The organism is Achromobacter mucicolens (assembly GCF_902859725.1).
GTDB classification, from domain to species: Bacteria; Pseudomonadota; Gammaproteobacteria; order Burkholderiales; family Burkholderiaceae_B; genus Achromobacter; species Achromobacter mucicolens.
This window is the reverse complement of record NZ_CADIJP010000004.1, coordinates 42420-54127: the sequence shown is the minus strand read 5'-3', so window position 1 is coordinate 54127 and position 11708 is coordinate 42420. Positions and strand designations below refer to the sequence as shown.

The 11708-nt window shown below is 64.3% G+C and carries 16 protein-coding genes; 5 read left to right on the top strand and 11 right to left on the bottom strand.

Annotation, left to right across the window (positions count from 1 at the left end):
* Window positions 1–111: 111 nt before the first annotated feature.
* Entirely contained in the window at window positions 112–1089 is a 978-nt protein-coding gene (locus HV786_RS05580) for a Bug family tripartite tricarboxylate transporter substrate binding protein (protein ID WP_128828243.1), read from the bottom strand.
* Window positions 1086–1862, bottom strand: a complete 777-nt coding sequence (locus tag HV786_RS05575; RefSeq protein ID WP_128828244.1) for an IclR family transcriptional regulator — start codon at window positions 1860–1862, stop codon at window positions 1086–1088. Before HV786_RS05575 ends, HV786_RS05580 begins: the two co-directional genes overlap by 4 nt.
* Before the next feature lie 66 nt (window positions 1863–1928).
* Here HV786_RS05575 and HV786_RS05570 point away from each other — a divergent pair, with 66 nt between their 5' ends.
* A complete protein-coding gene (locus HV786_RS05570) occupies window positions 1929–2978 on the top strand; it encodes a cyclase family protein (RefSeq protein WP_128828245.1) in 1050 nt (349 codons plus the stop codon).
* Between the two features lie 7 nt (window positions 2979–2985).
* Here HV786_RS05570 and HV786_RS05565 read toward each other — a convergent pair whose 3' ends face one another.
* Both HV786_RS05565 and HV786_RS05560 read right to left on the bottom strand, forming a co-directional pair.
* Window positions 2986–3243 (bottom strand): hypothetical protein, encoded by a 258-nt coding sequence (locus tag HV786_RS05565; protein WP_252870119.1) that lies wholly within the window; start codon window positions 3241–3243, stop codon window positions 2986–2988.
* A gap of 67 nt (window positions 3244–3310) precedes the next feature.
* The gene (locus HV786_RS05560) at window positions 3311–3604 is read right to left on the bottom strand and encodes a hypothetical protein (RefSeq protein ID WP_128828246.1); all 294 of its coding nucleotides are present in this window, start codon (window positions 3602–3604) and stop codon (window positions 3311–3313) included.
* Between the two features lie 185 nt (window positions 3605–3789).
* Here HV786_RS05560 and HV786_RS05555 point away from each other — a divergent pair, with 185 nt between their 5' ends.
* Complete coding sequence (locus HV786_RS05555) at window positions 3790–4026, top strand: hypothetical protein (protein ID WP_128828247.1); 237 nt, start codon at window positions 3790–3792, stop codon at window positions 4024–4026.
* Window positions 4027–4068: 42 nt separating this feature from the next.
* On the opposite strand, the gene HV786_RS05550 is transcribed toward HV786_RS05555, so the two are convergent.
* Window positions 4069–5034 carry a 2-hydroxyacid dehydrogenase gene (locus tag HV786_RS05550; RefSeq protein WP_128828248.1) on the bottom strand — a complete coding sequence of 322 codons (966 nt, stop codon included), beginning with the start codon at window positions 5032–5034 and terminating at the stop codon, window positions 4069–4071.
* Between the two features lie 56 nt (window positions 5035–5090).
* On the bottom strand, window positions 5091–6086 hold the full coding sequence (locus HV786_RS05545) for a Bug family tripartite tricarboxylate transporter substrate binding protein (protein WP_175210266.1): 996 nt from the start codon (window positions 6084–6086) through the stop codon (window positions 5091–5093).
* Window positions 6087–6260: 174 nt separating this feature from the next.
* Between HV786_RS05545 and HV786_RS05540 the strand changes: the two genes are divergently transcribed.
* Window positions 6261–7163: a LysR family transcriptional regulator gene (locus HV786_RS05540; protein ID WP_128828249.1), complete on the top strand. Its 903-nt coding sequence runs from the start codon at window positions 6261–6263 to the stop codon at window positions 7161–7163.
* A gap of 22 nt (window positions 7164–7185) precedes the next feature.
* On the opposite strand, the gene HV786_RS05535 is transcribed toward HV786_RS05540, so the two are convergent.
* Both HV786_RS05535 and HV786_RS05530 read right to left on the bottom strand, forming a co-directional pair.
* Window positions 7186–7569: a hypothetical protein gene (locus HV786_RS05535; RefSeq protein ID WP_128828250.1), complete on the bottom strand. Its 384-nt coding sequence runs from the start codon at window positions 7567–7569 to the stop codon at window positions 7186–7188.
* 43 nt (window positions 7570–7612) lie between these two features.
* Window positions 7613–8065, bottom strand: a complete 453-nt coding sequence (locus HV786_RS05530; protein WP_158216684.1) for a DUF4189 domain-containing protein — start codon at window positions 8063–8065, stop codon at window positions 7613–7615.
* A 149-nt stretch (window positions 8066–8214) separates the two neighbouring features.
* On the opposite strand from HV786_RS05530, the gene HV786_RS05525 reads away from it, so the two are divergent.
* Entirely contained in the window at window positions 8215–8649 is a 435-nt protein-coding gene (locus HV786_RS05525) for a CopG family transcriptional regulator (RefSeq protein ID WP_252870121.1), read from the top strand.
* A gap of 27 nt (window positions 8650–8676) precedes the next feature.
* Window positions 8677–9771 (top strand): extracellular catalytic domain type 1 short-chain-length polyhydroxyalkanoate depolymerase, encoded by a 1095-nt coding sequence (locus tag HV786_RS05520; protein ID WP_128828252.1) that lies wholly within the window; start codon window positions 8677–8679, stop codon window positions 9769–9771.
* Window positions 9772–9802: 31 nt separating this feature from the next.
* On the opposite strand, the gene HV786_RS05515 is transcribed toward HV786_RS05520, so the two are convergent.
* The 3 genes from HV786_RS05515 to HV786_RS05505 all read right to left on the bottom strand — a co-directional run bounded on the left by HV786_RS05515 (window position 9803) and on the right by HV786_RS05505 (window position 11556).
* Window positions 9803–10354 (bottom strand): hypothetical protein, encoded by a 552-nt coding sequence (locus tag HV786_RS05515; RefSeq protein WP_128828253.1) that lies wholly within the window; start codon window positions 10352–10354, stop codon window positions 9803–9805.
* A 68-nt stretch (window positions 10355–10422) separates the two neighbouring features.
* On the bottom strand, window positions 10423–10800 hold the full coding sequence (locus HV786_RS05510) for a DCC1-like thiol-disulfide oxidoreductase family protein (protein ID WP_128828254.1): 378 nt from the start codon (window positions 10798–10800) through the stop codon (window positions 10423–10425).
* 135 nt (window positions 10801–10935) lie between these two features.
* Entirely contained in the window at window positions 10936–11556 is a 621-nt protein-coding gene (locus tag HV786_RS05505; RefSeq protein ID WP_128828255.1) for a DUF2239 family protein, read from the bottom strand.
* Window positions 11557–11708 lie beyond the last annotated feature (152 nt).

Below are 11708 nucleotides of genomic sequence, written 5' to 3'. Positions count from 1 at the left end.
CTTACAAATAATTAAAAGGCATAAGTAAATTCCCTAATTGGGAATTTCTTATGCCTTTTCATTACCTCGAGTTATTTCAAGCGCTTAGGGCGCTGGCGCTGGGTGCATCTGTTATTCGGGCTGAATGTTGGCGTCCTTCATCACCTTGATCCAGCGCGCGCTTTCGGCCAGGTTGAAGGCTTCGGCCTCTTGGTAGCTCATCGTGCTGGGCATCGTGCCCTGCGATTTCAGCGCATCGACCACCTTGGGCGACTTCGAGGCCTGCACCATCGCCGCATTCAGCTTGGCGATGATCGGTTCAGGCGTGTCCTTGGGCACCCACATGCCATACCAGGTGACGATGTCGAAGTCGGGCAGGACGCTTTCGGCGATGGTGGGCACGTTGGGCAAGTCGGCCAGCCGGGCTTTGGTGGTGACGGCCAGGGGAACAACCTTGCCGCTCTGGATCAGGGGCAGGGCGGGGGCAAGCGGCGCATACATCAGATCCACATGGCCGCCGGCAACGTCAGTCAGGGCCGGGCTGCTGCCGCGGTAGCCCACATGCGAGATGGACGCCTTGGTGGACGAATTGATCAGTTCTCCCGCCAGGTGAGGCAGGGTGGCGACGCCGGGCGACGCGAAGGTCAGCGTGCCGGGCTGCGCGCGGGCATGTTCGATAAGGTCGGCGAAGGTCTTGAACTTGGACGTGGGCGGGACGACGGCCACCATCGGCACCGTGCCCAGCACACCCACCATCCGGAAGTCTTTGATCGGATCGAAACTCAGGCTTTTGAACTGGGCCGGATAGATGCCCTGGACCGACGGGTTCATCAGCACCGTGTAGCCATCTGCCGGCGCCTTGGCGACCTGAGCGGCGCCAATGGTGCCGCTGGCGCCTGCGCGGGTTTCGATGACCAGCGGCTGGCCCAGGATCTCACCCATTTGCACAGCCACGACGCGGCCGACGACGTCTGTCGGGCCGCCCGCCGCCCACGGCATGATCACGCGAATCGGCTTGTCGGGATAACTGCCCTGGGCCAGCGCCCCGGTGACAGGCATGGCGGCAAGGATGGCCGAGCAGGCCGCGGTAAGAAAGCTGCGCTTGTTCATCTACTGTCTTCTCCTACGAAGGTGAGGTTGGCCGAGGGCAGGGCGGCATGCATCAGTGCCTTGACCTCTTCCAGCTGTTTTCCAGTGGTGGCTTCGTTCTTGAGCATGCGGCCCAGGGGGCCGGCCACCACGATGGCAAAGGGTTGTTCGTATGCCCGGAATCCGAGGGACATGGACATCACGTCTTCGACGTTCTCGCCGACCGAGCGCTGCCAGCCGCGCGCCACGCCCGCCTGCAGATCGCTGTCGAAAGCGGCGCGGGTGGTGATGGTGCGGTCGGTGAATGCGGTAAATCCGCCATAGGCCTTGAACCATTTTTGGCGTTCTTCAGGCGACAGCACGGACAGCAGCGCCTTGCCCGAACTGGTGGCGTGGACGGCCTTGAAACCGCCCGGTTGGTGCGAGAAACGGATCGTCTGCTTGGATTCCGCCACGATCAGGTACACCACCTTGTCGTCCGCCAGTTTGGCCAGCAGGGCGGTTTCACCGGTCAGGTCGCGCACCCGTTCCAGCACGGGCTCGATCACGTCATTCAACGGATCGTTGCGGCAGATCAGGGTAGCGACGTGGATCAGCTTCTGCGTCGGGTAATAGCCATGCTTCTTGCCTATTTCATACAGGTAGCCGCGCGCCACCATGGTCTTGAGCAAGCCGTGGCAACTGGACAGGGGGATCTGCATCTGCGTGGCGATTTCGCTGTACAGCAATGGCTTCTGCTCCTCGGCAAAGAGGTTCAGCACATCCAGAACTCGAGCTGCTGTTTTCACATCCATGATGCTAGTATCCTATACGTGATAAATTTAAGTCAATCCGCTTTCAACGCCAAGGAGTTGCGACGCATGAGATGGAAGAACCGTCCCGAAGGATCGAACTGGGGGGACTTCGGTCCTGACGATCAGCGCGGTTGCCTGAATTACATCACTCCCGCCAACGTGCTCAAGGGCATAAGCGAAGTCCGCGCGGGCCTGAGTTTCTGCCTGTCTCTGCCGCTGGACTATCCGGGCGGCAACGGTGTCAACGTCCGTCGCCATCCGCCCAAGCTGCGCCCCACCGAAAGAGACGGCGACCAGTACATGAATTTCCCGCTCGGCCGGTTGCGGCCGGGCTGCGTGGACGTGCTCAGCGACGACATCGTCGAGATGAGCTTGCAGTACTCGACGCAATGGGATTCGCTCGCGCACGTGGGTGCGCTATTCGATGCGAATGGCGACGGCCTGCCCGAGCGTGTCTACTACAACGGCTACCGGCCCAACGATCATGTGGTCGGGCCGGTGGATTACGACGTGGAGAATGATTTCGCCAAGACAGACCTGGGTCAGGGAGCCGCCTCCAACGCCAAGAAGCTGGACATCACGCACCTGGCCGAGTCCTGCCTGCAGAGCCGTGGCGTCATGGTGGATCTGGCCAGGCATTACGGCCGTGCGCAGAAATCGGTGGGCTACGACGACCTGATGCGGATCCTCGAGGCGGACAAGATCGAGATCGAGCAGGGCGACATCGTGCTCTTTCATACCGAATTCGGCGACGCCTTGCTGGAAAAGCAGCGCCAACCGGACCCGCACACGCTGCATGAAATCTGCGCCGGCCTGGACGGCAGCGACGAGAAACTGCTGCAGTGGATCACGGACGCGAAAGTCGCGGCCATGGCGTCGGACAACCATGCGCTGGAGATCTACCCCACCCAGAAGCCCAATGCCTGCTGCGCGGCGCTGCCGCTGCACCATCACTGCATCTTCAAGCTCGGCATGCCGATTGGCGAGATGTGGTATCTGGGCAAGCTTGCCCGATGGCTTGAAGCCAACGGCCGAAGCCGCTTCCTGTTGACGGCCCCGCCCTTGAACCTGCCGGGCGCGGTCGGATCGCCGGCCACGCCGGTGGCAACTGTGTAAAGCGGCCTCACGCGAGCAAGTTCCGCCCTTTTTCCGTCAGCACCACCACCGCTTCCCCGCGCACCGAGCTTTCGCCCGGCGACATGTCGATCAGGCCATTCGCCGTGGCGTCTTCCCAAGCCGACAGCCGGGGGCAATTGGTGCGCCAGGCCTCCATCGTCTCGGCATACGTGCGCGGCCGCGCGGCGATCCACAGCAGGAACTGCACCAGGTTGCCCATCTGGGACGCGCCGGCCTCGATGTCTATTTCGGGTTTTTCAGGCATGGGCGCCTCCGTTCCTGGATCAGGGATGCGTCTTGACGATACTCCTGCGCCCGCCCGCGCTCCAGTCCTATCTGGGCGCCATTCCCTTGCGCAATCTGTTGGCGGGTTCCATGAGCGCGTCTTTCATGTCATCGCGTTCCAGCACACAGGGTTCTTGGTGCAGATCCCGCATGAAATCGTCGTAGAGCTCGCCGGTGATGCCGGCCGGACGCTTGAAATCGCCGGACAGCTGGTACGCGCGCAAAAGAATCGAGCGCAGTCGCTTGACCTCCCAGAGCAGGGCGATCACATCGGGATTCCAGGGCTGACGCTCGCGGATGAATCGCAGGTCGGCGTGGGAGAGCGGGGTTTTGAACGGCATGGCGGAAAATACTGTTTATATATCCAGTATAGTCCGGCCGAATAAAAGGCAGGAGGGGGATTTACCGAATTGCGTCCACGGCACCCGAAAAAGGTAACTCAGATAAACCAATTGTGAGAATTGTTGAGCTTCAGCGCAAGCATCGTCCGTACCATTTCCTGAAAGCAAAATGAAAGGGAGCGGAAATGACGCTGTGCGGCCTGTGCGCGGCCATCATCGTGGGCCAGGCTGGCGCGCCTGGGCACGAAAGCCTGATCAGCCTGGGGTACGTCCGTTCGTTGCCGCTGGCGCATCGCGGCGTGACGCACGAGGCGTTTACCTGCGGGGATTGCGGCGCCAACTGGGACTACCTGCACGACAAGCGCGACCCCGCCTCAGGATGGACGCGATGCGATCGCACCACGCCCGGCCTGAAGGTCTGACGGCCTGACCGCCACTGCCGCAGGCCGTGCGGGGAGTTCCGATCACACCACCCGCGTATGCACCTGGCCTTCGCGGAACCATGAATCCAGATTCGCGCGCATCAGATCCGCCATCGCGCGGCGCGTTTCGTGGGTGCCGCTGGCGATGTGCGGCAGCATCACCACGTTATCCATGGCGTTCAATTCGGAAGGGGTGGCAGGCTCGTGTTCGAACACGTCCAGCCCGGCGCCCGCGATGCGCTTATCCTGCAGCGCCGCCACCAGCGCAGCCTCGTCGACCACCGTGCCGCGCGCAATGTTGATCAGCCAGCCGTCGGCGCCCAGCGCATCCAGCACCTGCGCATTCACCATGTGCCGGGTGGCGCTGCCGCCCGGCACGGCCAGCACCAGGTAATCGCATTGCGAGGCCAGGTCCACGATAGTCGGGCAATAGCGATACGACGCGGGCGCGTCGGCGCGGGGTTTGCGGTTGGTGTAAAGAATTTCCATGTCGAATGCCTGCGCGCGGCGGGCAATCTGAAGGCCGATGTTGCCCAGGCCGACGATGCCGCAGCGCTTGCCGGTCATGCGCGAACCCAGGCCGAATCCTTCGGAGGGCCAGCGGCCCGCGCGCACGAAGCGGTCGGCTTCGGCGATACGGCGCGAGACGGCCAGCATCAGGGCCAACGCGGTATCGGCCACGCAGGCGTCCAGCACGCCGGGCGTGTTGGTGACGACGACGTTGCGTGCCTTGGCGGCCGCGATGTCGATGGTGTCGTAACCCACGCCAAAGCTGAAAATGCCTTCCAGCGCGGGCAGGGCGTCGATCAGTTCCTTCGTCGCGCCAAACCGGCCGCTGGTAGCGATGCCGCGGATGGCGGCGCCGTGCTCACGCAGCAGCGCCGCCTTGTCCTGGGCCTCCCAGAGGCGATGGACGCGGTAGCGCGATTCCAGGTCGGCCACCAGGTCGGGCAGCAGGGGACCGACCATCAGCAGATCGGCGGCGCAAGTGGGAAGGGATGCAGTCATGGATACGGCTTATCGAATTAGAAGGAAAGGCCCGCCGAAGCGGGCCGGGACCGGAATCAGTTGGTCTGGATGTTGCGGGACTTGATTATCTGCCCATAACGTTCACGCTCGCTGGCGGCCAGATCCTGCAGTTCCTTTGGCGTCGAGCCATGCGCCACGGCGCCCTGCGATTCCAGCTTGGCCTTGACGGCCGGATCGGCCGCGACGGCGCGGATGGCCTCGGAAAGCTTGTCGATCACGGCCTGCGGCGTGCCGGCAGGCGCCAGCACCGCTGTCCACGAGCCGCTTTGCGCGTTCTTGACGCCGGCTTCGTCGATGGTGGGCACGTCCGGCATGGCGGGCGAGCGCGTCGCACCGGTGACGGCCAGCGCGCGCAGCTTGCCGGCCGTCACGTACGGCATGGTCTCCAGGACCGAGGCGAACAGCATATCGACGCGGCCGGCCATCAGGTCGGTCATGGCCGGGCCGCCGCCCTTGTAGGGCACGTGCACCAGGTCCACGCCCGTGGCTTCTTGGAAGATTTCGCCGGACAGATGGGGCGCGCCGCCCGTGCCCGAGCTGGCAAACGTGTGCTTGCCCGGCTGGGATTTGGTCAGCGTGACCAGTTCCGCGACGTTCTTGGCCGGCAGGCTGGCGGGCACCACCAGCACAAACGGCAGGTCCGAAAACAGCGATACGGGCGCAAACGCCTTCACCGGGTCGGAATGCAGCTTGTAGATCCAGGGGTTGATCGCCAGCATGCCCGAGTTCGCGAACAGCAGCGTGTAGCCGTCGGGCTGCGAGCGGGCCACCAGGTCGGCGGCGATCTGGCCGCCGGCGCCCGGCCGGTTGTCCACCACCACCGACGACGAGAATTTTTCACCCAGGGCCGCGGCCAGCAACCGCGCCGAGATGTCGGTGCCGCCGCCGGGCGAGAAGGGAACGATGAGATTGATCGGGCGTTCCGGATAGCCTGCGGCGCTGGCAGCGTGGGGCACGGCCACGGTGGCGGCCAGGGCCAGCGCCGCGGCGAGGAGCCGGACGCGGATCCGGGCGGGGTTCTTTGTCTCCATGGATTTTCTCTTTTATGGCGTTGATGGCGGCGAGGCCGCAAAAAATGGTGCTGCGGGTAAAGCTCCTGATGCTTGGAGGACCGGCTGGCGGCCCTGCAGCCGAGTATAGGGAGGCCTGTCCATGGATATCCGTTCGAGCTATAAATAGCATCAATCAATTCAAGGATTGAATCGATGGAATTCCGCCAGCTTGAATGCTTCATTGCGGTGGCAGAGGAACTGCACTTCGGCCGCGCCGCCGAACGGCTGTGCATGACGCAGCCCCCGCTATCGCGCCAAATTCAGTTGCTGGAGCAGGATCTGGGCGTCACGCTGTTCGAGCGCAATAGCCGTCAGGTCGTGCTAAGCGCCGCGGGCCGGCGCTTTCTGCGCGATGCGCGCCACCTGCTGGAGTTTTCGGCACAGGCGGCCGCCACCGCGCGGCGCACGTCGGGCGGCGAGGCCGGCCACATTACGCTGGGATTTACTGCCGTGGCGTCGTACCGCCTGATGCCGTCGCTCATCGTGCAGGCGCGCAAGCTGCTAGCGGGCGTGGAGATCCAGCTTCGAGAAACCGTCACCACCGAACTGGCCCGTCTGCTGCTGGCCCATGAGCTGGATGCCATCCTGGCGCGCAGCGTGCCGCAGCAGGCCGGCATCGAATCGCGCCTGGTCGAACGCGAACCGCTGGTCCTGGCGCTGCCCGCCGATTCGCCGTTGTGCGAACACACGACCGTGCCCCTGCGGTTGCTTCAAGGCCAGCCGTTCGTGCTGTATTCGCCGCGGGAAGGAAAGTACTTCTATGACCGCATCGTGGGCGCCTTCGGCCTGGCGGACGTGCAGCCGCAGTACGTGCAGCGCGCCGGGCAGACGCATACGCTGCTGGCGCTGGTGCGCGCGGGGCTGGGCGTGGGCATCGTGCCGGATTCGGCGCGGGAACTGCGCTTTGAAGGCGTGGTGTTCCGGCCCATCGACCAGCGCAATCTGTATGCGGACATGTACCTGGCGTGGCACGCGCAGCACGACAACCCGGCGCTGGATGCGTTCCTGCAGCGCGTGGCCAAGCTGGACAGCCCGCAGCCCGTCCGCGGCGGCTGACAGGCGTGGGCCGGTCTGGTTGCTACCGGCGCTTCGCGCGGTTCGGCGCAGGCAGCGGCGCGCCGACGTGGCTGGCCAGCCAGTGTTCGATCTTGTCGTCCCGGCGGGCGGCCCAGTCCTTGCCGATTTCCAGGATCAGCAGGTTGCGGGTGTCACCGTAATCCTGGCCCGGCGCCTTCTGGAACATCTCGCGCCAGATTTCGGAGGCGACCAGTTCCGTCGTCACCAGCACGCCGATTCCCTTCGCATCGATCCACAACGGCGCGGCGCGTTCATCCACATGGGTCTTGATGTTTTCCAGGATCTTCTGCGCCAGCGCGGCGTTGTCTTTGGATGCCGCAATCAGCACCAGATACTGCCTGTGGTCGCTGGACGGTTCGTCGGCATCGCCAAACGGATTTTCCATGATGTGTTCCTTTCGGGTGAACGTTGACGGGACCGACTGTAGTTCATTGGTCAAACGGGCCGGCGTATTGGGCCTGGAAGTCCTGTGGCATCGCCCGGTCGTGGCCGGCGCGGGCGCCTTGATCCTGCAACTGCTGCGCCTGGGTCGAGCACGCGGTCAGCACGAGCCTGCATTCGGATACCGTCTTGTCGCGGCACAGGCCCAGAACGTAATCCCCGGTCCGCTGCCCGTCCCACGCATGCTCGCCAATGGCGACAACGTGCTGCGCGCCGTTCGCCGCCACCGCCACGCATTGGTTCTTGAAACTGGCATACACCGCGCAGGTGGCGCGTGGCTCGTCTTCGCGGCAAGCGGCGAGCGCGCCGCCGCGAGCCGCTGCGGCGGAGCCATACAGGATCGACGCGTAGTAGCGATACGTCGACGAGACGATCAGGGCGCCATGCAGGTCGGGCGGGACCGGCTGTGCGCTGGCCGCGGTGGCGCATGCAGCAGACATGAGCAAGCCCGAAACAAGCCGTGGCGGCATAGGAATCCCCTGGGGTTCAGGACCACAGTAGCGGAGCGGCGCGCGCCTTGCCAGCGTCACCGGGGCCGACGCGGATATATCAAGTTGAAACATCCATAGACCATCCAAGTGGATGGTTTATGATTCGTTCCATGCCGCCTCGCACCTCACAACTCGCCTCCACCCCCAAACCTGCGGACGAGAAGATCACGATCAACCTGGGTTATGTCGACCTTGGCCAGATCGATCTGCTCGTCCAGGAAGGGTTCTATGCAAACCGTACGGACCTGATCCGCACGGCGATCCGCAATCAACTTGCCACCCATGGCGACGCGGTGCGACAGGCCGTCAGCCGTAAAACGCTGGTGCTTGGCATCCAGCACTACACCGCCCAGGAGCTGCTGGCGGTTCAAGCCGCGGGCGAAATGCTCCAGATCCGGGTGCTTGGCCTGGCGACCATCGCCTCCGATGTCACGCCCGAGCTCGCGCTTGCCACGATCGAATCTCTAACGGTATTGGGGGCGCTGCATGCCAGCCCCGCCGTCAAAGCCGCCTTGCGTCAGCGCATCCGCTGATCGTCCACGCCGCAAAAAGGTCACTCAATGCACCCTGAATTCCAGCACCTCATGAACCGGGCCACCCAGCTTACGCAAGCCGGCGATCTGTCGGCTGCCACCGCCGCGATCCAGGCTGCGCTGCGCGGCTTGCCGGCCGCTGCCGCGCCGAGCAACGACGATGCCGACGTCATCGACGTTGAGGCCTGGGAGGTTCCCGATTCCGGCCGGGAGTCTGGTGCGGCCCGGCCCGTGTTCGACGAAGCCGCCCGGCCCACGCACACCGCCGCTGTCTCCGGCGATACGTTCACGTCGGGATCATTTCGCAATGCGTCCGGACAGCGCGGATACAAGCTGTATGTGCCGCCCAACCCGGAGGGCGCGCCGCGTCCTCTGGTTGTCATGCTGCACGGCTGCACCCAGGACGCCGACGATTTCGCGGCCGGCACCGCCATGAACGACGCCGCCCGCGAACAGGGTTTCTATGTGCTGTATCCCGTCCAAGCGCGCGATGCCAATCCCCAGAAGTGCTGGAACTGGTTCAAGCACAACCACCAGCAGCAAGGGCGCGGTGAACCCGCCATCCTGGCGGGCATGACGCGCGAGGTCATGGCCACCCACAACATCGATCCGGCGCGCGTGTATGTCGCCGGCCTGTCGGCGGGCGGGGCCATGGCCGCGATTCTGGCCGGCGCCTATCCCGACCTGTATGCGGCGGCAGGCGTGCATTCGGGGCTGGCTGCTGGCGTGGCGTCGGATCTTCCGTCGGCGCTATCCGCCATGAAGGGCGTGGGGCTGAAAACGGCCGTGCCCGTCAACGATGGTGCGCCGGTCATTGTCTTTCATGGCGACCGCGACGCCACCGTGCACCCGGCCAATGCCCACAACGTGGTCGCCGCCAGCGTGGGCCCTGATGTGCGTGTCGAGACCGTTCGCGTGCCGGGCTCCGCACAAAAGCGCCACAGCACCCGGCATGTGTACCGCGACGCGGCGGGAGGCATCGTCGCCGAACGTTGGGATGTTCACGGCGCCGGTCATGCCTGGGCTGGCGGATCGGAGCTGGGCTCGTACACGGACCGGTCCGGTCCGGACGCCACGGCCGAGATGCTGCGATTCTTCTTCGCGCGCACGGCAAAGCAGTGACGTGCAATCCTGGCTGCCGGCGCTGAGCCGGCTAGCGCACCGCCACCGGCTTGCCGTAGAGCACCCGCGCGCACAACAGTCCGGCCACCGCAGCGGGCAGGGCGCCCATGAACAGCGGAAAGCCCAGGGATTCAAGTGTCCGGTCGTTCGTGCCGAACGTCATCAGGAAGATGAACGCATACGCCGCGCCAATGAGCCCCATGCGCAGGATTGCGACCCAGTTCGGCGCGACAGGTTTGAGCGCGCCCGCGGTCATTCCGCAGAACAGCGCCGGAACTCCGCCAAAAATATAGGCCCACGGCAATCCGTAGAGGCCAAACAGGAGCAACTCTGGGTCCTGCGAGGCGATGGCGGTGGTCACGGCGATGACCTGCATGCCGACGGCCGGCCCCACGAATGCAAAGATCGCAGCGCCCGCCAGCATGTCGCGCGACATGATGCGGCCGGCGTCTTCGGGCCTGCGCTGCATGCGGCGATAAACGGCCGCGGCCAGCGTACATGCGAGAAGCAGGGCGCCAAGGATGTAGATCATCAAGTCAATTCCGCGTTGAGTGGCTAAGGAGAGCGAGGCCGGCAGGCGCATGGCTCGCGGCGCACGGGGCGCTTATCGATCAAGCGGAGCCCCATTGCGCGTGTTGCGCGGTCAGTGCATCAAGGCATTTTTTTCTTGCCCAGCAAGGTCAGCGTCAAACTGCGGCCTGTGCGCATGAAGGGATACAACGCCTTGGACAGGCAGGCGTTGCTGAAGATGGCGGCATTGAGGCGGTTGAACACATCGCTGCCGGTGCTGAGTAACGCCAGCCGGTGGATCGCGTCGGCGCCCCAGTAATCGCGGCCGTCCAGGTGCAGGAGCATGCCCTGATTCAGGTCGTAGCCTTGCGCGCGATGATGCGCGGCCAGTTCGGGATGGTCGCGCATGTTCAGCATGGCGATGGGCCCGGCGGCCTTGCGTAGCCGCATCATCCGCACGTAGTTTGAGCAGAAGGGGCAATCGCCGTCGTAAAGGAGGTAGTTTTCGTCGGACTGCATCGTCGGGTTCCGTCGGGTGTTCCAGGAACATACCTCATAAATCAGGCCGGATGGTTGCGGGGCGTGCCTTCGGCATGCGCTGTAGTTTGCCGCGCGCGGCGGCGCCGATTGGCGTTGGGCCGCCCGCCGCCGGGTTCAAACATTTTCGGCCGGCGCTTGGGCAGCGTCCCACGCCAGCGCCATTGCATAGCGCCGCACGTCCTGCGGCCATTGCCCCACGTGCCGCGCGAAGGCGTCGCGATCGTTCGCGTAGAGCGCGCGCGTGGCTTCCTCGAAACCAGGCAGGTTGCCCGCGACACTGGTCATGAACCGGTACGCCGCCTCCTGGCGATGGCGTCGCGCGTCCTGCGCCTCGTTATCGCGGCGGGCCTGCTCCACCAGTTTGCGCAGCGCCACCGAAGCGCCACCTGGTTGGGCGGCCAGCCAATCCCAATGTCGCGGCAAGAGGGTCACCTCGCGCGGCACCACGCCCAGTTTCGGGCGGCCCCGGCCGCGCGGCGCCTCGTCGGGCGGCATGTCTTGAATCAGCGGGGCGGCAGTGTCCGTCCGGGCATACCGGTCAGCAATCTGCGCATCATCACCGCTTACGTCCAGATCGACCTGCTTGCCTGTCGAATCCTGGAACACCAGCACGGCGTCATTACGGCGCGCGGCCAGCGCCTGCTTGACCGCCAGCGCCACGTCGGCCAGCGAGCCCGCCGCCAAGAGCCGATGGCCTTCGAAGGCGGTATGAGAGTCGGAAGGGTTCGGAATCATTTTTTTGTCCGGGTAAATTTATGGTTTGGATTATTACCCAGTCAAAATTCCCTGTCAATATGATCCGGGTAAAAATAAGTCACTCAGGTTGTCGTGTCGTTGCGGTGTCATAAATATCCACCTCGACCTATGGTTAACACCTAGTCAAATCA